Source organism: Companilactobacillus hulinensis, from assembly GCF_003946555.1.
GTDB lineage: Bacteria > Bacillota > Bacilli > Lactobacillales > Lactobacillaceae > Companilactobacillus > Companilactobacillus hulinensis.
This window is the reverse complement of the sequence record NZ_RHOO01000009.1, coordinates 20,074-43,405: the sequence shown is the minus strand read 5'-3', so window position 1 is coordinate 43,405 and position 23,332 is coordinate 20,074. Positions and strand designations below refer to the sequence as shown.

At 35.5% G+C, this 23,332-nt stretch carries 17 protein-coding genes; 9 read left to right on the top strand and 8 right to left on the bottom strand.

Going from position 1 to position 23,332, the window contains the following annotated elements:
• Positions 1-312: 312 nt before the first annotated feature.
• Together EKM66_RS06360 and EKM66_RS06355 are read left to right on the top strand one after the other, a co-directional pair.
• Positions 313-1,437: a 5-methyltetrahydropteroyltriglutamate--homocysteine S-methyltransferase gene (locus EKM66_RS06360; RefSeq protein ID WP_125762753.1), complete on the top strand. Its 1,125-nt coding sequence runs from the start codon at positions 313-315 to the stop codon at positions 1,435-1,437.
• 274 nt (positions 1,438-1,711) lie between these two features.
• The gene (locus EKM66_RS06355) at positions 1,712-2,098 is read left to right on the top strand and encodes a YxeA family protein (RefSeq protein WP_125762751.1); all 387 of its coding nucleotides are present in this window, start codon (positions 1,712-1,714) and stop codon (positions 2,096-2,098) included.
• Positions 2,099-2,673: 575 nt separating this feature from the next.
• Here the strand turns inward: EKM66_RS06355 and EKM66_RS12855 are convergent.
• Both EKM66_RS12855 and EKM66_RS06350 read right to left on the bottom strand, forming a co-directional pair.
• The gene (locus EKM66_RS12855; protein ID WP_263854127.1) at positions 2,674-2,808 is read right to left on the bottom strand and encodes a hypothetical protein; all 135 of its coding nucleotides are present in this window, start codon (positions 2,806-2,808) and stop codon (positions 2,674-2,676) included.
• A 245-nt stretch (positions 2,809-3,053) separates the two neighbouring features.
• Positions 3,054-4,526 (bottom strand): MFS transporter, encoded by a 1,473-nt coding sequence (locus EKM66_RS06350; RefSeq protein WP_125762749.1) that lies wholly within the window; start codon positions 4,524-4,526, stop codon positions 3,054-3,056.
• Positions 4,527-4,752: 226 nt separating this feature from the next.
• Between EKM66_RS06350 and EKM66_RS06345 the strand changes: the two genes are divergently transcribed.
• Positions 4,753-5,034: a type II toxin-antitoxin system Phd/YefM family antitoxin gene (locus tag EKM66_RS06345; protein ID WP_125762747.1), complete on the top strand. Its 282-nt coding sequence runs from the start codon at positions 4,753-4,755 to the stop codon at positions 5,032-5,034.
• A complete protein-coding gene (locus EKM66_RS06340) occupies positions 5,031-5,378 on the top strand; it encodes a type II toxin-antitoxin system YafQ family toxin (protein ID WP_125762745.1) in 348 nt (115 codons plus the stop codon). The genes EKM66_RS06345 and EKM66_RS06340 overlap by 4 nt, the downstream gene beginning before the upstream one ends.
• Before the next feature lie 69 nt (positions 5,379-5,447).
• Here EKM66_RS06340 and EKM66_RS06335 read toward each other — a convergent pair whose 3' ends face one another.
• Positions 5,448-6,377 carry a DUF7916 family protein gene (locus tag EKM66_RS06335; protein ID WP_125762743.1) on the bottom strand — a complete coding sequence of 310 codons (930 nt, stop codon included), beginning with the start codon at positions 6,375-6,377 and terminating at the stop codon, positions 5,448-5,450.
• Between the two features lie 402 nt (positions 6,378-6,779).
• Entirely contained in the window at positions 6,780-8,114 is a 1,335-nt protein-coding gene (locus EKM66_RS06330; RefSeq protein ID WP_125762741.1) for a PTS sugar transporter subunit IIC, read from the bottom strand.
• Positions 8,115-8,476: 362 nt separating this feature from the next.
• Here EKM66_RS06330 and EKM66_RS06325 point away from each other — a divergent pair, with 362 nt between their 5' ends.
• The 3 genes from EKM66_RS06325 to pcp are packed head-to-tail and all read left to right on the top strand — an operon-like array spanning position 8,477 to position 10,744.
• Positions 8,477-9,133, top strand: a complete 657-nt coding sequence (locus tag EKM66_RS06325) for a DUF969 domain-containing protein (protein WP_125762739.1) — start codon at positions 8,477-8,479, stop codon at positions 9,131-9,133.
• Positions 9,134-9,154: 21 nt separating this feature from the next.
• Complete coding sequence (locus EKM66_RS06320; protein ID WP_125762737.1) at positions 9,155-10,072, top strand: DUF979 domain-containing protein; 918 nt, start codon at positions 9,155-9,157, stop codon at positions 10,070-10,072.
• A 24-nt stretch (positions 10,073-10,096) separates the two neighbouring features.
• A complete protein-coding gene (gene pcp / locus EKM66_RS06315; protein WP_125762735.1) occupies positions 10,097-10,744 on the top strand; it encodes a pyroglutamyl-peptidase I in 648 nt (215 codons plus the stop codon).
• Positions 10,745-10,811: 67 nt separating this feature from the next.
• On the opposite strand, the gene EKM66_RS06310 is transcribed toward pcp, so the two are convergent.
• From EKM66_RS06310 to pglZ, 3 genes are all read right to left on the bottom strand, one after another.
• On the bottom strand, positions 10,812-12,584 hold the full coding sequence (locus EKM66_RS06310; protein ID WP_225426568.1) for a GmrSD restriction endonuclease domain-containing protein: 1,773 nt from the start codon (positions 12,582-12,584) through the stop codon (positions 10,812-10,814).
• 481 nt (positions 12,585-13,065) lie between these two features.
• Positions 13,066-15,129 (bottom strand): protease Lon-related BREX system protein BrxL, encoded by a 2,064-nt coding sequence (brxL, locus tag EKM66_RS06305; RefSeq protein ID WP_125762733.1) that lies wholly within the window; start codon positions 15,127-15,129, stop codon positions 13,066-13,068.
• Between the two features lie 15 nt (positions 15,130-15,144).
• The gene (gene pglZ / locus EKM66_RS06300; RefSeq protein WP_125762731.1) at positions 15,145-17,673 is read right to left on the bottom strand and encodes a BREX-1 system phosphatase PglZ type A; all 2,529 of its coding nucleotides are present in this window, start codon (positions 17,671-17,673) and stop codon (positions 15,145-15,147) included.
• A 169-nt stretch (positions 17,674-17,842) separates the two neighbouring features.
• Between pglZ and EKM66_RS06295 the strand changes: the two genes are divergently transcribed.
• Complete coding sequence (locus EKM66_RS06295) at positions 17,843-18,607, top strand: hypothetical protein (RefSeq protein WP_125762729.1); 765 nt, start codon at positions 17,843-17,845, stop codon at positions 18,605-18,607.
• Positions 18,608-18,610: 3 nt separating this feature from the next.
• On the top strand, positions 18,611-19,702 hold the full coding sequence (locus EKM66_RS06290) for a site-specific integrase (RefSeq protein WP_125762727.1): 1,092 nt from the start codon (positions 18,611-18,613) through the stop codon (positions 19,700-19,702).
• Positions 19,703-19,760: 58 nt separating this feature from the next.
• On the opposite strand, the gene pglX is transcribed toward EKM66_RS06290, so the two are convergent.
• Positions 19,761-23,294: a BREX-1 system adenine-specific DNA-methyltransferase PglX gene (pglX, locus tag EKM66_RS06285; RefSeq protein ID WP_125762725.1), complete on the bottom strand. Its 3,534-nt coding sequence runs from the start codon at positions 23,292-23,294 to the stop codon at positions 19,761-19,763.
• Positions 23,295-23,332 lie beyond the last annotated feature (38 nt).

Genomic DNA, 23,332 nt, shown 5'->3' with positions numbered 1-23,332 from the left:
TGTTTAATTCTATTAGACGTTGAAGAGAAGAGTAAGTTAACGAGTAGTTTGAAGAGTGACCGCTAGATGGTGAAAAGGCGGAACGAAAGTTTAACTGAAGATGAACTTGGAGTCTTACCTAGGTGAAAGCCAAAGGTACGCAAGGATGCGATATCATCCCGGACATGTTAGTGTCGTTGAGGTATTTTGAGTGATCAAAATATGAATTAGGGTGGTACCACGGTAGTCGTCCCTACATCGCAGAGTAATTCTGTGCATGTAGGGACGATTTTTTTTTGGAATTAAATAAGTAAATATACGGAGGAAAATATTATGACAAAAACACAAACTAAAATTGGATTTCAACATGTAGGAAGTTTCTTAAGACCAGATGTACTAAAACAAGCACGTAAAGACTTCGCAGCTGGAAATATTGACCAAGCGGCACTCACAACTATTGAAGATGAAGCTATCAAAGACCTTGTAAACAAAGAAATCAATGCCGGACTAGACTATGTTACTGATGGTGAGTTCCGTCGCTCATACTGGCACCTAGACTTCTTCTGGGGCTTTGAGGGTATCGATCACATTCATTACGGTGAGGGCTATAACTTTGCTCATGAAGAGACACGTGACGACACAGCTATTCTTTCAGGAAAAATCAAGTTTAACAAGGACACTCACCCATTCATTCAACATTTCAAATTCTTAAAATCATTGACTGACGGAACTGATGTTGAAGCTAAACAAACGATTCCCGCTCCTGCTCAACTATATATCGAATTATTCCGTGGAAAGAATGCCGACAAAATCAAGGAATTCTATGATTCAGATGAAGAACTCTACGTTGATATCGAACAAGCCTATCATGATGCAATTCTAGCCTTCTACGACGAAGGAGCACGTACAATCCAACTTGATGACTGTTCATGGGGACTATTTTTAGATGACAAATTTCTAGCAACTCCAGATGGTCAAGCGTACGCCAATTCAGGTATTCAAGATATACTACTAGAATTAAATAACGGTGCTATTAAAGACTTACCCGAGGATTTGACTATCAACACACATATCTGCCGTGGCAATTATCATTCCGACTTTGCCTTCGCCGGTGGTTACGGTCCTGTCGCTGACAAAGTATTTGCCAAAGAAAACGTAAGTACATACTTTCTCGAATACGATTCAACACGTGCTGGTAATTTTGAACCATTAGCTAAAGTTTCTGGAGACAAGCGTGTTGTTCTAGGATTGATCACTTCCAAAAAAGGTGAATTAGAAGATCGTCAAGTAATTATCGATCGTATCAAAGAAGCCAGCCAATATCTTCCATTAGACAGACTATGGCTCTCAACCCAATGTGGATTTGCTTCTACAGAAGAAGGAAATGTTCTAACTGAACAACAAGAATGGGACAAGCTCGCATTAGTTAAATCAATTCAAGAAGAAGTCTGGGGTTAAACCAAATATGTGTTGGCGTTTCCAAAAAAGCGGTATAATGAACTTGTAAAGAAATTCATTTAATATATGTTGGAGGTGTTGATCATGCTAAATATTATTGCTGATATCTTCAATAAAATCGTAGACTATACGATCAACTTCGATTGGTGGGGACTTAAATAACCGACTTTACTCAGCCGATCAGTAACTTACGATTTTGTAAGAAGAATGTAAGTGAAACAGATGTAGAATTTATCAAAAAAACTTTAGTATATTTCTCAGGAGGTAAGGATAAATGAGAAGTCTACTAAAGTTTTTGTTATTATCAGCTACAATTATAGGATTGGCATATGTGGGTGCTTGTGCGTACACTAAAGACCGCACAGACCAGTTTTCACAGGCACTGGGCCAATACAATTTCCTAGTTAAAAAAGAAGCACGCTACGTAAAAATAGACAATGCCAAGGGTAAAGATGAAGATGGCTACGGTAATTATGATTACAACTTAACTAGTTATGATAAGGAAGGTAACGAGCATCCTATTCAATTCACAGGTATGGGTAAATTGAAACAAGATCATTACCTTGAAGTAACTACTAAGGGTGCTTATGTTTATACTTACAAAGAAGTATTCAAAAAAGATATGCCTAGTGATGTTTACAATAAGTTACAGGCTGAATAATGGTCATGACATTTGTCATGGCTTTTTTGCTCTTCTTTTGCCGCTTACAGTCGAAAACAATAAGCAGGCTTTGGGACCATCTTCAGCCACAGTGCGGCCTGAAGATTCGATTTTGAACTCTGCATAACCCCGCAGATTTCAAAAGTCGTCCTGTGCTGTAAGGCCGGTAAAGTTCTACCGCCCTAACACCACTTTCACAGCCTGCTTATTGTTTTCGACTTCCGGCTACTTTAATGGCTAATAATTGAATTCGTTAATAGCCCCCCATCGCTAGTTAACCATGGCCATGTTATCCCACACTACTTAACAATCGTTAGAGAAAAACACCTATTCTTATACAGAATCAAATTAGCTGGAGGTTACGAAATATTTTACCAGCCGTGAGTGTGGCGTCCCGCCACAGGACGAGCTTGGAGATTTGCAAAGCAAAGCTTCAAGTCGAGGATAGAGACCGACTTTTGGCTCAATCCGGTCCCCACGGCAGGTAAAATGTTTCGTAATCGGAAGCGGCAATCAAAAAAAAGTGCATAAAAAAAGAGCCAACAGACAAATGTCCATCGACTCAAACTGCATAATTACTTAGCAGCTTTTTCATCACGACTCTTAAGGAATTCTTTAACGGCTTGAGCTTTTGCCATGCGTTCTTCACCGTTTTTTGAGTTAACGGGACGGCGGTGGCCTGTATAGCCTTTATGTGTATTTTGTGACATCTAAATCCCTCCTCCCTTTACTAGTATTGTCTTATTATTCAACCCTATTATTGTAAAGGAATTGGTCAAATTATTCAACAACTAATTTCCATTATACTAGGATTAATTGTGTTTCTCTACTATCTTTTTTTAAACAAGTTATGATAGCCGAAAAATTACATCTTATTTGATAAAAAAAGGCCAATCGATATATGCTCGATCAGCCACTGAAAACCGTATCAATTGTTTTCATATAATATATAATTCTAACCTAAACTGTTTTCAGTTTCTAGCTTAGTTGTTTTGCTCGCATTCGATTCTTCTTTAGCAACCTTTTCAGCTTCGTATCCTTTTGAATGAACACGGAATGCTAATAGGAATCCTAGGATGGCCAATACTAATGTAAAGGCAAATCCGTAATGTGCACCATTTGTAAATGCTAGAGCAGTTGAATGTCCACCATTAGCAAAGTAACTGCTTTGACCAGCGCTCAACAACAACGTTGCGATACCAGTTGCGACGGCACCGATAACTTGTTGGAAAGTATTGATAATAGCTGAACCATCAGCTGATTGATATTCATTCAATGAATTCAAACCATATGTTTGTGATGGTGACATTGCTAGTGGGACACCAATCATAAGAACGATATGTGCAGCAATGATATAACCTAATGAACTGTTTTGATTACTGAATAGGAACATAACGGCACCAATAGCTGAAACTAAGAAACCCAGGCGTGCCATCCACTTAGCACCAATACTGTCGTATGCACGACCAGCACCAAATGATACAAGTGCGTTAACAACACCACCTGGTAACATAACGGCACCTGTCAAAGCAACCGCTACACCAAGACCATTTTGTAAGTACATTGGTAAGATATACATAGCGGATAAAGTAATACCGAAGTTAAGCATAACAAGTACTGACCCAGTAACGAATTCTGGTCTGCGCAACACGGCAAAGTCCAATGTAGGAATCTTTGCATGCAACTGTTGTCTGATGTAAACAACAAGTATAACTAATCCAGCAATCAGTGCAATAACTGCAACTGGAACATTACTGCTCAAATAGCTGACACCAAAGACGATCAAACCAAAACTAATTGTTGAAAGTCCAATAGCTAACCAATCAACATCTGGTTTAGTAACTTCGAAGACATTTGTTAGATTTTTTTCCATGAATCCTAATCCTATTAATAGGAAGATAATGAATGAAACAAAAATCCATCTCCATGATAATGCACCCAAGATAATACCGGAGATTGTTGGTCCGATAGCTGGGGCAAACATAATAACAAGAGCTGCAGCACCAAGCGCTGCACCTAACTTATTAGGTGGGAAAATTCTCATAGCGATTGAGAACATCAATGGCAAAATAAGGCCTGTAGCGATACCTTGGATCATACGGCCGAATAGCAAGATTGCAAAATTAGGTGCAATTGCGGCAATTATTGATCCAACGATGAAGTCAAGTAGTCCGAAACGAACTAATCCCCTAGTTGAAAAATGTTTCGTTAATAAACTTGAAAGTGGTAGAACAATGGCAATAACAAGCATGTACCCTGTAACAAGCCATTGTGCTGTACCAGTTTCGACAGAAAAAGCTTTCATAATGGATGGAAGAGCAATGTTAAGTGAAGTTTCACTGAACATTCCTACGAATCCACCGATCAAAACACCCATTAAAGCCAAATATGGATGCTCTGGTTTTGTGTTAATTTGAGATTTACTCATAAGTACCTCCGTTTTTGTTGCAACAGTGGATTAATATACCAGAAAAAAAAAGTTTTCGTAAGTTTTTTCTGAAAATAATTTTATTTGTTTACAAAAATGGTTGTATTTTGGAGATAAAAATAGGAAATAACATCATCAAAATTCACAGAGAAAATCTCCAAACAAGACTTTACCTCCATTATGATGTACAATATTAAGTACAATAATAGGTACAGGAGGTACTAATATGACATTTGCAGTCACTCAAAGTGATTTTAGAGAACACTTAAAAGAATATTTGGACAGTGTAAACGACGATAACGAAATTGTTTATATTGCAAGATCCAAGAGTCGTACTGCCGCCGTTATTTCACAAGAAAAATTAAATTGGTACGAAAGTATCGTCAATGCAAAAGAGGATTCTCTGGAATATGCCATTGCTAGAGATCAATTGATCCGTCATAACGCTATCCCTGATGATCAAATAGTAGAATCTGATGATAAGTATTGGGGACAATTCACTCAATGAAAAAACTAAAATTCAAACCACGTGACACTTTTAACCGTGATTTAAAACGATTAGCTAGTTTGGACAAAAGTATTATTCCCGAAATAAGATCAGCTATAGAATTCCTGCTGGAAAATCATGAATTGCCAGAGGAATTCAAAGACCACAAATTAGAGCGAAGAATGGCTGGCTATTATGAATTTCATCTCAGAGACACTCCGTCCGGTAAACAACCTACTGACATTAATAACGTTTTAGTAATATATACTATTGATGAAGATGAATTAATTCTAATTGCAATTAGGGCTGGATCTCATTCGAAACTTTTTCCAGGTCAAAATAGTTCTGTTAGTTATCACAAATAAATCTTGATAAACAAAAATACCGGTTCAGAAGTTTTTACACCTCTGAATCGGTATTTATTTTGTTAAATTTTATCTGTTGATAGAACGAGCCATACGTTGAATGGCATGACGTTCGCCACGAATTGCCTTGCTCAATGCATAGATATTTTCAAATGGTGATTGAATTCCCCATGCAGCATCACCGATGTGTTGAATATCAACACCATCAATTTTGTTTCTGATAGCAATGTTTTCAATGTAACTTGCGCCAGAGCCTTCTTGACTAGTACCAATTGTGCTCATTACCAAAGCGCCCTTGCTGTGAGCTAGTTTGACGATTTCTTTGAGTTCTGCATCGTCTAATTCTGGAACTGTACCAACTGCAGGAACTAAGATTACATCTGCGCCTGCTTCTAGGAAGCTTTCAACAGATTCTTTACTTACAACTGGTTCGTTAACACCGGCACCATGCATCTTACCAGCAATAACCAAACCATTGAAGTTAGCCTTAGCAACTTTAATATTGGCAGCAATTTGAGCATTTGTAACACCTGTACCAGGATTACCAGTTAAGACAACGAAGTTAAATCCAAGCTTGGCAACTTCTTTGAGTGTCTTCTCACTAGCCATACGACCTTCAGGGATAATCAATCTATCCTCTGACATATCAGCATTTGGATCTACAGGTTCAAGGTTGACACCGATAGGTCTGCCGACTAATTTTTGCAATCTCTTGATGCTTTGTCCGTCATGGTGAGCCTTGGCAGTTGCCAAAGTTTCTTCACCTTCATACAAGCCAAGAATTACTGGATTCAAGACATCTAGTCCGTTAAGTAAAATCAAATCAGCACCGAATGCAGCAGCAATTTCTGATGTTGTAAGTCCGTCAGTTGCTTCATGTCCAGTAACGTTTTCACTTAGAACGACACGTCCTTCACTAGCCTTGATACTTTGTTTTAGTTCTTGACCGTCCATGGCCAAAACTTCACTTGTGTTTGCACTAATTAATCTTTTTACCATACTGGTTCTCCTAACCTTTTTTGTTTTTTGAAACGAGTTGCGAGAGCCAGATTTCTGTGCTTGCTACGAATAACAAATGCATCACTCCGTGATACATTCGTTATCCTAGGCAATGCTCAAAATCTCCCGGCTCTCTCCACTCTCTAGTTTAAAACGAGTTGCGCAAATCAGATTCCTGCGCTTACTACGATTAATAATCGCACCAACTTCGTTGGCACCATCATTATCCTAGGTAATGCTCAAAAGTTAACCGCTTTGTTGCACTCTCTAGTTAAAACGAGTTTATGAAAGACAACTTCCTGCGCTTACTACGATTAATAATCGCACCAACTTCGTTGGCACCATCATTAATCTAGGTAATGCTCAGAAGTTCCCGTCTTTCAACACTCTCTATAGTACTCTCTATAGTTGTCCTGCTTCTTCCAACTTCTGTTGTTTGTTCAAAGTATACATGAATGGGAAGTAAATCAAGACGTCAAGTACGACGTTAATTAATTGTAATACTGATCCTGTCCAACTATTTGTTGCTAAGAATCCTGAAATTACTGGAGGCATTGTCCAAGGAACAACGGCACCGGTACATAGAGGAACGATACCTGTCTTCATTGCGAAGTATGTTGTAATTGCGTTAACGATAGGTGCAAGAATGAAGGCAATGATAAGTGTTGTATTCAAAACAACTGGTAAACCGAACATTGTAGGTTCGTTAATATTGAACAAACCTGGTGTGATTGTTAATGGTGCCAAAACTTTAGATTGTTCACTGGCTTGGTGTGTAATTACCAAGATACCAATACATAGAACTAATCCGATTGTGGCACCGCCACCACCCATATAAACAAAGTTATCAATGAATGGTTGTGAGATGATGTGACCACCATGTGCAAGGTCCAAATTGCCGGCCTTGAACAATAGACGGTTAGCATCAGTGTTCATTAACCAAATAGGTGAAATGATAGGGTTGATGATGTTACCACCATGGATACCAACGAACCAGAACAAACTGTTAAGCAAGATAGCAACAATTGTTCCGCCAAGTGTATCACCTAACAAGCCTAATGGTTTAGATAAGATATGCAATAGAAGATCATGGGCATTACCAATACCTGTCCACTCAAGGATTGCGTAAATTAAACCGAATAGCGTAATAATAACAGCACCTGGAATTAAGGCACTAAATGATTTAGAAACTGCAGGTGGAACTGTTTCTGGCATCTTAATTTGAATATTGTGATTAATAAACCATTGGAAAACATAACCTGTAACTAAACCAATAATAAGAGCAATAAATAATCCTTTTGAACCTAAGTAACCATAAGGCATACCTTCTAGAGGAACCTTGTCGCCACTCATAATGCTTGGTGTAAGTACGAAGAATGATGATACAGCGATAACACCGGCTGATTTACCATCTGTCTTGTACTGTTCAGCATAACTAGATGCAATACCAAACGCACCGATCACACCCAATAGTCCGAATGAACCGTTGGTGATCTTGCCAAATACTGCTGCAACTGATACCCCATGGAAAGTAGTAGCAGCTAACCAATCGGTCCAAGGTGTAATTGGCAAACTTCCTAAAATAAGAAATACAGAACCAATAATGATCAATGGCATAGATAGTGCAATACCATCACGAATCGCAATCAATGGTTTGAAACCACCAATTTTAACAGCTACAGGCATTAGTTTTTCTTCAACGAATTTACTAAGGCCTGAATCTTTATCCTTTGACATAAATCTCACTCCCTCAAAAGTAACTTTGTAACCGGTTACAAGACACAGTGTAGCATTGTGGTATAGTCCATTCAAGCAAAAAATATAATTATCTTCATAGATTGGCATAATAGATGTATTAGAATGCCGTCAGACCAACTTAGAATAGATATAAATTATTTTTTAAATTTATTTACTGAACATATAACTTTATCGATATTTAGACTGGCCATTTAATAAAAATTGATAAATATTAAGCTTATGGAAAATTTCAAAACATTGTTCCATTTTGTATATTATTAGAAGTATGCTTCACTTTTTTAATATTTAATTGTATTATTAGAATATTCTTAATAATGAAATTACATTCAAGGAGAAACTATATGGAATATCTTAAATTAATCGGTGTCGTCATTATTATTCTAGGATTTGCTTTCCATCTAGATACTTTGGCAGTTGTTATTGCGGCTGCCTTGGCAACTGGATTAGCTTCTGGTATGTCGATCACACACCTACTATCATTAATTGGACAAGGATTCATGGATAATCGCATGGTTTCCCTATTCTTGATCACACTACCAATGATCGGAGTTGTCGAGCGTCATGGATTGAAACAAGCCGCGGTTAGTGGCATATCTCGACTCAAGAATCTTTCACCAGGTAAAATATTGAATCTATATTTGGCTATCAGAGAGATAACTTGTGCCTTTGGTATCTCATTATCTGGTCAAGTTCAATTTATCAGACCATTGATCAATCCGATGGCTCAAGCATCTGCCAGTGTTAAAAATACCCTTTCACCCAAAGAAGTCGATTTGATCAAAGGACGTTCGGCTGCAATCGATAATATTGGTAACTTCTATTCACAAAACCTCTTCATCGCATCAAGTGGTGTCTTATTGATGTCTAGTACCATGAAGTCATTAGGGCATCCCGTTGCACCGACTGAGATTGCCTTATACTCGATTCCCGTTGCCATAATCGCCTTTGCATTAACGTTCTATTACAATACAAGATTCGACAAACAGCTACAAAAATAATCATGAAAGGAACCATTTATAATGAACGCAAATAATATATTAGAGTTTTTTTATGTTTTGATGGGCCTGATCATGCTGTTCGCTAGTATCGAATCATTCCGTGATAAAGAAAATCCCGCTAGAATCGGAACTGGATTATTCTGGTTGATATTGGCCGTTATCTTCGCAGCTGGAAAACTATTACCAAGCTTTGTAATTGGTATCTTAGTCGTATTAATGGGACTGCTTTCCCTATTCAAACAGATCAAGGTCGGTCGTATTAAGGAAGTTGACGTCAAAGTTGCCGAGAAATCAGCTAAACGATTAGGTGGCTGGCTCTTCTTCCCAAGTATTATCTTGGCTATATTATCAGTACTAATTGGACAATTCACCTCACTTGGTGGACAAGTTGGTATCGGTATTGCTTCTGTTGTTTCATTGATTATTGCAATGATAATGACCAAGTCGAGCGCAAAAACCACTTATCATGACAGTGAAAGAATGGTTAGATCCGTTGGTACTGCTGGTGTTTTACCGCAATTATTAGCCACTTTAGGAGTTGTCTTCACAGCTTCAGGAATTGGTAACCTAATTTCCAAGTCAATTTCAGGAGTATTCCCAGTTGGTAATCACCTCTTGGGAGTTATCCTATATTGCGTTTCCATGGCAATCTTTACTATGATCATGGGAAATGCCTTTGCAGCCTTCGCCGTTATAACGGCAGGAATCGGGATTCCATTCGTTGTTATGCAAGGTGGTTCTCCGATAGTTGTCGCCGCACTTGGTATGACTTGTGGATACTGTGGAACCCTATTGACACCAATGGCAGCCAACTTCAATTCACTGCCAGTCGCATTAATGGAGATGAAAGATAATCTGGGGGTTATCAAACAACAGGTTCCAATTGCACTATCGTTGTTGGTTATTCAAATAGCCATCATGTATGTATTAGCATTCTAGAAAATAAACTTTGAGGAGAAAATTATGAAAATTTTAGTTACAGGTTTCGATCCATTCGGTTCAGACAAAATCAATCCCGCTATCGAGGCAGTCAAAAAGTTACCTGATGAAATAGCTGGAGCAGAAATCATCAAGTTAGAGATCCCAACTATTTTTAACAAATGTGCTGAAGTTGTCCATGCAAAAATTGAAGAAGTTAAACCAGACTATGTCCTAGATATCGGACAAGCTGGCGGACGTTTTGCTTTAACGCCAGAACGTGTTGCCATTAACTTTGACGACGGACGCATTAAAGATAATGCCGGTTATCAACCACGCAACACTCCGATTCATGAAGATGGTCAGAATGCTTACTTTACACAATTGCCAGTTAAAGCAATGGCAACAGCCATTCAAAACGCTGGATTACCAAGCTATGTTTCAACAACCGCTGGAACATACGTCTGCAACCACATCATGTATCAAGTTCAATACTTCATTGATAAGGACTTCCCAGATTTGAAAGCTGGATTCATGCACATCCCATTCTTACCTGATCAAGTTGTTAACCGTCCTGAAACAGCTTGCTTGTCATTAGATGATGACGTTCGCGGTATTACTGCTGCGATTGAAGCTATTGTCGAACGTGACGGCAAAGGTGATTTGGATGTTATTGGCGGTAATATTGCCTAGGTTTTTATTTTGGGTAAATTAAAAGACTAGATGTTTGGCTGTTGTGCCGGGTATCTAGTCTTTTCGTTTAAAGGTTTGAATAATACTTTTTTATTTTATCTGAAATTAAATGTCGTCTTTGTTCGAGGAATTTATTGTAATCATGAAAATCATAATTAATTAAACTCTTCGGTATCGCATTCTGTTCAAAAGAGTTATCATTCATGAATTCAGTGACCCTACTATCATGAAGATATTTATTCGGCGCTTTATCACTAATTAATAAATTGCGTGGCTGTGTTAACCAAGTATAATTTGCAACTTGATTATATTGCTGCTGTGCAAAACCATTGTTTTTTAAATATGCCTTTGGAAAAATATGATGTACATTTCCCTGATTCTCCAATAAGCTGGACACTCGGTGATCTTTCTCCAGCCAAGCAATATCATTTCCGTGTACTTGTGACATTTGAAAAACCCTCCAAACATTAGCAGCGGTTGAAGAAGTTTCAAGCTTAGTTGGTAAAGTTACATTCCAAAAATCGTCAGATAGCACCTGTTTAGTAACTCTATCTATTATTTCTTTAGGATTTCCATTTATGAACAATTTTATGTCCATTTCACTCTTGGATTCTGATGATCCACTATAACGATTAGTTAATGCGGACATAACAATCCATCTTTTAACAATCGATTCTATTTCACTCTCTGAAAAATCATTATTATTTTTCAGAAGCAAAAATAATGAATATCCAAAGTTAATAACCCCCATACCATTTAACACTAGAACCCCGTTATCACACATACCTAAACTTTTTAATATCATAATGTAACGTTCAAAATTAGATTCATTAACAATTTGTTCTACACCATGTCTCAACTTTGTATACGCATCAGACATGGCATCTTCTGTATATGTTCTACTCTTGAACTCACGTCCAGAAATCAAGCTAACCAAGTCTGAATGCTTGCCACGTCCGAACTCAAATCCTAGAACAACATGAAATAAATCCCCAAATCTTGGATTATATAAATTTGAATTTTCATTTTTGGCCCATTTAATCAATGAAAAGTATTTAGTGTCTAAAAATGCTTTATCATTATTAGTTATGGAATTAATAGATAATGGATCAGCCAATAATCTAGAGAAATATTCAACACACTTACGGATATTATTCCCATCATGATCTGTATCGGAAGAAAGCTTTGACATTATAAAATCAGCCGTAGATAGTTCTGTTCCTTTAGAATTAATTCTATTAAATATTTCTGTGACAGATTCTATTGGCAAACTAGCATCAAGTTCAATATTCCCAATATCATTATTTACCAGATTTAAAATTTTTTTGATTGCTTCGGCAATAACATTTGGGTCCGTTTCACTTTTTTTAGCGAATGACGGTATAAAATCCCATTCATGAAATTCACTGCTAAATAAAACTGAAATATCTGAAATCCATTGTGGATCCTTTGCTATTGCACCATTGAATGTTTGAAACTTTTCTTCAATTGGATTAAATGAAATTCGTATGCGCTTATATTCAAACTTAGAATTCATTACTTCTTCGCCAGCAATTGCCGCACGTAATGCAGTCACACGTTGCTGCCCATCAATCATAATTTTCTTGCCAGTAGCGATACTACCATCTTTCAAATGAACACTTGGATTATTCCAAGTAATAATATATCCAACCGGAAATCCATTATATAGAGAATCAATAAAATCACGAACTTTTACAGAACTCCAAACAAATGGTCTTTGTAATTCTGGTAATCCAATTTCTCCACTACTTATCCAATTTAACAATGTTCCAACTGACGTATTTTGAACCCTATATTTGCCCGGCTGTATATTATTCATTTAAATTCCCCCAAAATATAAATATCACTCCTTAATTCTATAACAAATCACAAAAAAATACCGTTGCAGCTACGCAACGGCACAAGTATAGTCATTATAAAAATAATTAAATCAATTTTTATCTACAATTAGACTTTCTATAGATTCTATATTTGAGAAGACTAGATCCTTTGCAATTTTATTAGTATACCCACCCTTAGATTGATATAAATATGATTTATATCCCAGCGGAGGGAAAACTTTCTTTATTTAAATTACCCTCTAGATTCAAATATCATCCTCTATTCTTCTGATGAATGATAACTTGGATATTTTTTTATATTTTTAGTCAAAAAAACCTCCATTATTCAGGACGTACCTGACACAAAAGTGGAAATGGAGGGATTGGCTTCTATACAGAATAGAATCATGTAGCCTGCGTTGAATCAAATTTATTTAACCCCACATACCACTTATTCTAAACATAATTATATAGTATGGCCTACTGCAATCCAAATGCCTTAAAAGCTGCATCCTCAACTGTGTCATAAAAAATCAACGTAAATGCACCCATAAGTTTTGCAGGAACACTTGATAGATCTGCGGCTGAAGTATTAGGTAATAATACCTTTTTCGCACCACTATCTAATGAAACTTGCAACGTATCTGCTAAATTATCAGGTTTCTTAATGGATCCGCCTATTGTATGCTCACCCAATACTACAAGGCTATCTACAGTTGCTCTACCAATGGAAATAGAAACTAATGCAATATATGTTGACAAAGATAATCGATCAGTCATCTCGGCATTATTTAAATTAACTGCATTAACAACATAATCATGTGTATTCAAACTGATTTTGGAACTAATTGAATGTGAATTAGCTTTTAAATATTTATATGCTGTATCCATCGATTCTCCAGCTTGACGATTTCCCGAAATACCAGTTTTCTCAAACTTCCCATTACCTGAAATTATCTGCGATTCAATTTCGAATAAGCTCAATCGTTCATTTTTATCATACGTAACTGTATAAATCTGACCTGGTTTCTCAGTACCTTCAGGTATAAGACTCTGAGATCCCTTTTCTGGTACTGAAACAAAATGCTCCTCGAATGTATCATTATCGATATAGGAAAAATTAACATCGAAAAATTCCATACCACCAATTTTCTTCAACTGTTCTTTAACACGCCTACGCAATTCCATTGCAAATTGAAGAACTTGTTCTACATCCTTCTTCTCATATTGTTCATTAGGATAAATTAGCTTTAGCATACCTGAAACTGTCTTACGAACAGCAATTGTGTCACGCTGGTTCAACTGACCACCTAATTTAAAATATTTATCGATGGCATCCCCAAATGACTGTTTTCGAAGTTCTCGCATAACTTCCGCAAAATAATCAGTAATTAATCCATATCCATTAGTAAAGAAAGATGGTTTGTACTTAGGAATTTCCCATCCAGGAATATAGGCATGTATACGATCTAAAAAAGCAGAATCGTTTGCCATAACAGTGGGAAATGGTTCGAATAAATGCGAAGTTCTCATCACTACATCAATACTCTGATTAATATTACCTTCAAAAACCATCGAAGCACTAGCTTGAATCTCATCCTTACCACGAGAGAAGGATCCTGAAGCCATATAGTCTTTCATAATTTGTACACCATCGTTATCTTTGAAGTTAATTCCAGCAACTTCATCAAAAGCAACAATATCCCACATGCCAACAAGTCCAACCTGATGTCGACTCATATTGTAAAACAGATTAGCAACTGTTGTTTGACCACCAGAAACCAAAATAGAGTTCGGTGAAAGCTCTTTATACACGTGTGACTTACCCGTACCACGTGGACCAAGCTCAACTAGGTTGAAGTTGTTCTCCACAAACGGAATCAATCTGGCTAAAAACAACCATTTTTCACGTTCCGAGAAAAGTGTCGGCTCCATACCGATTGTACGAAGAATAAGATCAACCCATTCTTCAGTCGTAAAATGTTCTCTGGCATTATATATTTCCTTCATATCCAAGCCAGCAACCTGTATTGGCGTTAACGTATCAATTGTAAAAGGAGACTTATCATGTGAATTTTCATCATATTCATAATTCAATCTAACAATTGACCAGATTCCACCACCAAGAAGTCTTTCGAAGTCTTCAGGATAACGACTATCGACAACAACGTGATCAATCCCCAAGTTACTAAAAACTGCCTCATAACGATCCGCTCTTTCATTTAACTTAACTGTTAATTTATCAATAACTGTGTAAGATCCTAACTCACGAATCCTAGACTTTACTTTTTCAGACTCATCGGGCCGCACATAATTATTTGCTAATGTCTTTTTAACATTTTCAACGCCACGCTCAATCTGCTCTTCATCGGTACTATTGGCGTACAAGCCTAGCAAGTATTCCAGAACATAGGTCGGTACATTAGCCCCCTCTTTGATTCGATTGGTCAAATCCTTACGAACAAATCGACCTGGAAGAAATTCTAATAGCTTATCCAATAAATCATCATTTTGATTGGTCTTATCAACATTCAAATCAGTCATGTGTTCTCCATCCGATCAGATATCGAATCCAAAACCACCTTGGATTGCAATATCCATAATGTATTCAATCTTATTTCTAGTATTATTATTCGTATTTTCAATGACTAGGTAATATTTCTTTGACTTATCATATTTTTGATCTGCTAAAGTAACACGGATTTTTATAAACCTATCCTTAACATCTTTCGAACTAATATTGGCATTAACTGAAACTGGACCAGAGATAGCTTGTCCATCTTCATCTTCAAAGTAAATTCGATATTCTACAGGATTAATTGTCGAACTTATCGCTTCAACCTGATTGAGATTAATTGGAACCTCGAGAGATGTGATCCTGTTGGTTGTATTGGTTAACCGCAGCTCCACATCATGTGCAGCCGATCTACTTGTGGTGGTTTTAACATCTAGCACAGGCACAATCATTTCTTGCATAGAAGATCCCCCGTGAACATAATTGAACGATCCCGAGGATTTAAAAATATTTTCTGCTTTAGGATAATAAATATAACGACTATCATCATTATTCAAAACATCAGACATTTTCTGCCTACCAACACCAAGTTCATCTATTTCACGATCAGTTATCAAATATCTTTGGGACTTAATTTCATCGGCTGATGTCGGAATTTCAATTTTATCTCCCGAAACCACCTTATCATCACGATAAATATATCCGTGATCAGCGGTAACGATAATGTGAGCAACATTGCTAGTACGTAATCTAGTTATCAATCTTCGTATCTCATTAATTGCATCACTAGTAGCCTTAAAGGTATCATCCTCAGTTTTTTTATTATCCGAAATGGCATCAATCTGATTATGATAAATATAAATGACTTCTTTACCTGCAATTTTTTCTTTAATTTCCTTAGTCGACGCACCCTTTAAATCATCAAACTGATAAGCTGCACTCTTTTCATTCCTATTACGTAAAATTTGATCACGCATATTTAAATTTACAGCTTCATTGCCATCGACCAATAATTTTTTGTCTTCAAAATCTAGCTTATCATTTGGTAATAGCGATGGCATCCCCATATAAGTGACTGAAGGTAATCCAGTAATCATATAATCCATGGTCTGACTAATAATTTGATCATCACGACTCAATTGCTTTTGTAAATCTTTAGCAGCTTCAAATCTGAACGCATCCGAAATAATTACAACAACACGATTTGTTTCTGGTTCAATATGGTTCTTATAGAAATTACGTTGTAATTGATGAGAATTAACTTCAGAATAATCAAATTTATCATTCCAAGCATTAATATACTTATTCAAATAGTCATTGATATAAATATTCTCAACCAAATTCTTTGTATCATTAAAGTTCTCGGGCATATTTGCCATTTGATAAGAATAAATGAATTTACGATAATCCGTATCCTCTTTATACCCATCGTTATTAACATAATCATTAATCATACCGTCCAATGAAGTGGAAGGCATATTTTTGTCACGTTGTACCAAGTACCAGGCCTTGCGCATCATATGATATAGCAACATATATTTATGTCCATAATGCATATTGCTGCGTTGTTTAGATACTTTCCCGATATCCAAACCATTTATTTCTGCATTTAAATCTTCTAACTTCAATCTATCTTGGATCCATAACAAGATTTTCTGATCAAACTGTTCAAAGACATCAGACTTCTCTAAGTCATCAATCTTAATACGATCAAATACAGAATCACCATTAATCAGAGTCCAAACGTTTGCAGCTATCTTAGCAAATTCATCGTTATCTTCATCATGATACAAATCACTAAATTGTTGCATAAATGTCTGAACATTGGCCCACCTTAAGCTCAAATCGTACTCTTTATATTTGGTTGGTACGGCCAATTCCATTTGTTGAAAAGACATGGTCAAATATAATCCTGCAGCAAGCTTAATTATTTGTGGACTATCATCACTGTATCCAAACTGTTCTGAAACATTACTCCAAAAATCTTCTAATACACCGTATTTTTCAAATTCTGGGAGATATTTGTTTTCATTTAACGAATTGATTAGTACTTCCTGAAGAATATCAAAGAATGAAATAATTGTTTTTTTAGACCTTACGATCGAGGCCATAATTGCTAATTCAGGTTTAGTTTGATAACTATCTAAGTCATACTTTAGAAATTGTTTTTGTCGTTCCTTACTCCCGAAAAATGATTTGTGATCTCTTAAGAAACCACGCAAATTGTTCGGCAAGTTAAGATCCTTACGTAGAATTTCGATGGCATCAGCTTTGAACGACTCAGAATACGAAATCATATCCTTGAGGTGATTTTGCTCCAAATCTGGTTGTGGATATGGAGCATAAACTAAGACCTTCTGTCTATTATCTAAATCTAATAGATCGAGTTTTGTTTTAACCTGTTGACCCGGCTCCATAACTCTTACCTGAGCAATCCCATCCAAGGCAGAACTTATGTCGTCAATGCTATCAGAAAACTCACCGTCATCATCAAACCAGAAAATAAATTGATTGTTTCCGGAAAACTTATCCTTTAGCGTCACTACAACTTGATTAATATCCACATCAGCCATACTTGTGCCCCTTTTCAATAAAATAGCTATTTATATTATAACCGAAACAAACCTTTTTATACCTGTATCTTATTCCTCTAACCAAGCGAACTTTAGTAAAATTCCGGGAATGCCAATTGCTTATTGGGCTAGCGCAAATTTGCTTCACGATTTTGTAGAAGGTATGAAAATGGATTCTATAGTAAGTCCTAAAGTAGGTTTACAAACGGGAGATAACAATAAATTTCTACGTCAATGGTTTGAAGTAAATAATTCAAAGATAAGTTATCATTCGAAATCCATAGCTGATTCGCTCTTATCGGGCAAAAAATGGTTTCCTTTAAATAAAGGTGGATCATACAGAAAATGGTATGGTAATTACGATTATGTGGTTAATTGGGAAAATGATGGATACGAAATGAAGCACTTTTGCTGGCCAAACGGTAAACAAAGATCAGTTATTCGAAATCCTAATTATTACTTTCGTGAAGCGATAACTTGGTCAGATATTACAAGTGGTGATTTTAGTATAAGATACAGAAAAAATGGTAGTATACATGAAACTTCAGGAATGTCAGCATTCGACATTCCTGAGCAAAGTAATTTAATATATATTCTGGGACTGATGAATTCAAAAGTTTCAAATTATGTTCTTAAAATAATTAATCCAACAATACATTTAAAAACAGGAAACTTTGCACAATTCCCAGTACTTAAATCTGATTTATTGAACATTGATAGTACTGTCAAAAGGGCAATTGAAATTGCCAAAATTGATTGGGACTCACAAGAGATATCATGGAATTTTTGTGAAAACGACTTGATAAGAAACAAATTAAGTACAATAGAATCTTCAGTTATCGCTGAAAACAATATATTATTTTTCACATTTAGAGGCCCTCCATATATAATTTGTAACAAATATGTGCCAAATTATTCAAACGGAAGGATTTAAATAATGGTTAGCTATCGAAAAAGAGGAAGTTCATGGCAATATGAAATTTCATACAAAGATATTGATGGGAAATACAAGAAATTAAGGCAATCAGGTTTCAATCTTAAATCTGAAGCAATAACTGCGGCAAATAAGATCCAAATAGACCACCCACTATTACATACCGTAAGATCTAGCAGTGAAACACTCGACGCATATTTTGCCCGTTGGATAACAGTTTATAAAAAGGGTGTTGTAAGCAAAATAACCTATGATAAATATTTGAATACATCAAATCACATACATGAAATATTCGGGAATTTGAAATTAAAGGATATATCTAGGCGAACATACCAAGAAAGAATGAATCTATTTGCTCTGAAACATGCTAAAAGAACTGTTTCATGTTTCCATAAACAAATCAGGGCAAGCATTCTCGATGCATTGGACGAACAAATAATAGTTCTAGATTTTACAAGAAAAGTAGTAATAAAAGGAAACGACCACTTAAAAAAATCTAAGATTTCATTGAATTACGATCAATGGAAAATGCTTATCAAAAATCTAGATCCACATTGTTCTAGCGATGTAATTATTTATATAGCTGCAGTAACTGGTATGCGCTATGGTGAGGTTTTGGGACTTACTATAAAAGACATAGACTTAAGTAATAATGAAATAAATGTTAATAAAACATGGGACTATAAGTACGGAACTGGTTTTAAAAAAACCAAAACAAAAACATCAATGAGAGTAATTCCCATTGATGCTCACAGTAGTCGATTTCTAAAAATATACATAGATGGTTTCACAAATGAATCCAACACTACTTTATTCATGAATGATTCAGGAAGGACTTATGTAAGTGCTGAAATAAATAAATACTTAACAAAAAAGCTTAATTACTTGAATTTACCACGAATAACTTTCCACGGATTGAGACATACTCATGCTTCAATACTGTTATATCAAGGGGTAACAGTATTATCCGTTTCCAAGAGATTGGGACACAGTAATATAACAACAACACAATCAACTTACCTACATATAATCAAAGAACTAGAAGAAAAGGACGAAGATATCATCAAAAAAGTTATAGATAAAGCATTAGAATAGTTGGCACATTTTTTGGCACCTCAATCTCATTTCTGTAAAATGAAATGAGATTTTTTAGTTATTTTATCTTAGAAAATACACTTTCAATTGACTGAATTTTATCAAAATTAGCTAATACACCATCATCTAAGTCTAATGATATTTTCTGATTAGCCACATGTTGCATTACGATGTCATATTTCTTGATTTCATCCAGTTGTTTACTTAGATGCTTAATAGATTTATCAAGTTGTTTTTTAGTTTTGATGGACTCTTCTACATCTATTAATTTTTGAAGTTGATTAAGTCGTAATTCATAAACTCCTTGTAATGGATGTATATAATCTGTTCTAACCATTGCAAACTCATCTTCGTCATATCTATGGAGATAGATTAATGCTTTAAATCCATCATTTTTACCACTCGACAATTCCCAGTAAATGGGACGTTTCTTATACATTTGTTTGTGATCCTTAAAAAATTCCTCTACGAAATATTTTCTAATGGAATCTTCAGGAGTATCTGCTTTCTTTCCCACTATCGAAGCAATATATTCCATATTTTCTTTTACCGTATTCTCATCAAAAGCAACAGACAAGAATTCTTTAAGTCTATTTATTATATCTCGATCATCATCAAAATATTTATCATCATTCAGTAAAATAATATTATCCTTATTTGGTTTGAAACTTACATAATTGGAATCATGCCAGTTATCACCTGAATAAATTAGCCCATCCTTATCCAATGAATATCTACCAAACACAAGACCAACAAAGTATGACAAAAGTCCCTTAATATCACGAGTAATATCGATATTCACAAGGGTAACCTCATCAGGATCAACGTGATAATCTAATTCATCATCTAATTTATATAAATTTATGAATTCCTTATTCAGCCCTGTTTCAATTGACGCCATCTCTTCACGTGCTTCAGTAATTCGTTTGTTTTCAGCGATAACTGAAGATTCTATTGCTTTTATATTATTATTAATCAAGTTATTTTTACAGAAATTCCATGATACTTCTTGTGCGTCCCAATCCAATTTTGAAATACTAATTAAATGTTTTACTTTTGTAGGAATATCCTTTGTCTTAAATGGAGATTCAATAACTGGAAAGTTTTTAAAGTCACCTATTTCTAAATGAATAGTTGGATTTAATAATTTAAAAAGATCATTACCAATAGGAGTATTCATAAGCCCTAATATAATTAATAGGTTTTCATGGGTTGAAAATGCAGACATTCCAACATTATTGTGAATACTTCCGAATTCTCGATATCTCATACTGAATCCACCACTTGTAATATCCGACCAAGTTATTGCTTCACGAAAGTAATAATTTGTATTTTGTGGTCTTGATCGTACCTTTCCGCTGCTATCTTTAAAATTCTTGATCTCCATTCCATCATTTTCCCAATTAACCACATAATCGTAATTACCATACCATTTTCTGTATGATCCACCTTTATTTAAAGGAAACCATTTTTTGCCCGATAAGAGCGAATCAGCTATGGATTTCGAATGATAACTTATCTTTGAATTATTTACTTCAAACCATTGACGCAGAAATCTATTATTGTCAGCAGTGGCAAGTCCCTGCCTAGGATCTACAATTTTATCCATACGAGTACCGATTTCAAAATCGTGAAGCAAATTTGCGCTAGCCCAATAAGCAATTGGCATTCCCGGAATTTTACTAAAGTTCGCTTGGTTAGTTCGATAAAGGTAGTTGACATCAGTATTATAAATAGCCTCTAACACTTTATCTTTTTGTACTTCCATGCCGCCTTTAAAATCAGAAAGCTTGATATATGTACCCTTTTCTTCGTTCTTAAAGTTCTTCAAAACAAATGTATTAATTGGCACAGTAGCTTCCTCAAAAGCTGAATACTCCATTTGAATCAAACTAGATATCTCTTTGTGATTTACAATATAATTTCTTAGTTCTTCATAGCGTTTAATAAACATCCAAACGAACGGTGTCATATAAGCGGAATATCCGCCTTCTTTAACAAGATTGATATTATTGTAAATAAAAATTGAAAACATATCTCCCGAATAATTTGGATAGTGTTTCTTAACATATTTTTTTAATTCTTTATCAAATTTATTCATATACGGTGGATTAGTCACTGCAATATCATATTTGGCACACATGACTTCTACAATATCTAAAATCCGTAGTAATTTATTACGAGCATCAGTTGTTCCAAAGACATCTAAGGCGTCCATTTGTAAACTATTTAGTAATTCTCGAATTGCTTTAAAATCGTAGTCTTTATTTGGCAGATCAATGATTGATCCCAATTCACGAGCATTACTATATAAATCAATAATTTCTTTTAATTCTGAGCCAGTCTCTCCAGTTAATTGGTCAATCAACTCATCAGGCATATCATCAGTATCTTCAAATACATATACGTTTGGAGTCAATCCTTCAGTCCTTAATGCTCGACGATTGTACTGTCTTACTTTCATCATTAGAGCAAAGTATGAGAGTTGATAAGCACGTGTATCAATTTCCAAACCATATAAGTTTTTGGTTAAAATCAAAACAGCAGCATCCCTGGCAGAATAACCTTCTTCCAGATAGATATCCATTAGAACATCGAAGGCATAGACAAGAATATGTCCTGATCCCATAGCATTATCGATAACTTTAATATCTTCAATATTTTCATTATCGTTAATTAATTTTATATCACCTGGTAATAGGTATTTTAATTTATCAGATAAACCACTATCTTGATGACGTTCCAACCAATACTTCCCTAATGAGTTGTCAACCATATAACGGACAACCCAATCAGTTGTAAATAATTGAGTAGCTGCTGGAATGTCACTTTTTTTAACGGCACCTCCAGAAATATTTACGACTTCATCATGTGGTTCTGTATTGTAATACTGATAAAGCCAACCAATAATCTCAACTTGTCCACCTTTTGAAACGTCAAAATCATCAACATTTACATCATCGATTAAGTGCTTAATCACGCCATTATGATAGTTTGGAGTGAACAATAATTCCGCATAATTATTAGTTTTTTCGAATAGATATGGCAGATTCTTGTTCAGAGCATTCGCTTGTTTGATAAATAACATATGATACAAATCATCCATGTCATTAGGATTCAATGTGTCGCTAGCTTTTTCAATCAATGCTTTTTCCGATTCGCTAAACCCACCTAAATCACTTTCAATACTCAGTGGATCGATCATAATATCAGGCTCATTACGATTCTGTGTACTTGATAATACATTAGTCCTACTTGGTAGATAGTCATTAACTTCCATGAATCTAATCGCAATAATTCGATTGAACCAAGTATAAGCAACTTCTTCTACTAAATCTTTAAAAGCAGTTGGAAAGTCATTTTTCTTGGTCCTTCTACTCAATTCTTTAACTAATTGCTGTCTTTTACTAATATCAGAACCAGTAATAGGATGTGTATCGTCGATATAATACTCAACCTCTGGTGTCGAAATATCCAATTTATTACTAACACCATCAGCAGTGATACCTAATATTTCGGCTTTTAATTTAATTTCATTAATTAGTTTTTTGCGAGACTCAATCGCAAATTTCTTTATGGCTGTTTTATCCATCGTCTTACCTTTCTCACAAAAAAGTCATCCAATTACGG

What these genes read in the sequence shown, in the direction of transcription:
- EKM66_RS06310 (WP_225426568.1), bottom strand. Translation starts at nt 12,584, where the DNA reads ATGAATAATATACAGCCGGGCAAATATAGGGTTCAAAATACGTCAGTT.
- EKM66_RS06345 (WP_125762747.1), top strand. Translation starts at nt 4,753, where the DNA reads ATGACATTTGCAGTCACTCAAAGTGATTTTAGAGAACACTTAAAAGAA.
- brxL (WP_125762733.1), bottom strand. Translation starts at nt 15,129, where the DNA reads ATGACTGATTTGAATGTTGATAAGACCAATCAAAATGATGATTTATTG.
- pglX (WP_125762725.1), bottom strand. Translation starts at nt 23,294, where the DNA reads ATGGATAAAACAGCCATAAAGAAATTTGCGATTGAGTCTCGCAAAAAA.
- EKM66_RS06355 (WP_125762751.1), top strand. Translation starts at nt 1,712, where the DNA reads ATGAGAAGTCTACTAAAGTTTTTGTTATTATCAGCTACAATTATAGGA.
- EKM66_RS06320 (WP_125762737.1), top strand. Translation starts at nt 9,155, where the DNA reads ATGAACGCAAATAATATATTAGAGTTTTTTTATGTTTTGATGGGCCTG.
- EKM66_RS06340 (WP_125762745.1), top strand. Translation starts at nt 5,031, where the DNA reads ATGAAAAAACTAAAATTCAAACCACGTGACACTTTTAACCGTGATTTA.
- EKM66_RS06290 (WP_125762727.1), top strand. Translation starts at nt 18,611, where the DNA reads ATGGTTAGCTATCGAAAAAGAGGAAGTTCATGGCAATATGAAATTTCA.
- EKM66_RS06295 (WP_125762729.1), top strand. Translation starts at nt 17,843, where the DNA reads ATGGATTCTATAGTAAGTCCTAAAGTAGGTTTACAAACGGGAGATAAC.
- pcp (WP_125762735.1), top strand. Translation starts at nt 10,097, where the DNA reads ATGAAAATTTTAGTTACAGGTTTCGATCCATTCGGTTCAGACAAAATC.
- EKM66_RS06350 (WP_125762749.1), bottom strand. Translation starts at nt 4,526, where the DNA reads ATGAGTAAATCTCAAATTAACACAAAACCAGAGCATCCATATTTGGCT.
- pglZ (WP_125762731.1), bottom strand. Translation starts at nt 17,673, where the DNA reads ATGGCTGATGTGGATATTAATCAAGTTGTAGTGACGCTAAAGGATAAG.
- EKM66_RS06360 (WP_125762753.1), top strand. Translation starts at nt 313, where the DNA reads ATGACAAAAACACAAACTAAAATTGGATTTCAACATGTAGGAAGTTTC.
- EKM66_RS06330 (WP_125762741.1), bottom strand. Translation starts at nt 8,114, where the DNA reads ATGTCAAAGGATAAAGATTCAGGCCTTAGTAAATTCGTTGAAGAAAAA.
- EKM66_RS06325 (WP_125762739.1), top strand. Translation starts at nt 8,477, where the DNA reads ATGGAATATCTTAAATTAATCGGTGTCGTCATTATTATTCTAGGATTT.
- EKM66_RS06335 (WP_125762743.1), bottom strand. Translation starts at nt 6,377, where the DNA reads ATGGTAAAAAGATTAATTAGTGCAAACACAAGTGAAGTTTTGGCCATG.
- EKM66_RS12855 (WP_263854127.1), bottom strand. Translation starts at nt 2,808, where the DNA reads ATGTCACAAAATACACATAAAGGCTATACAGGCCACCGCCGTCCCGTT.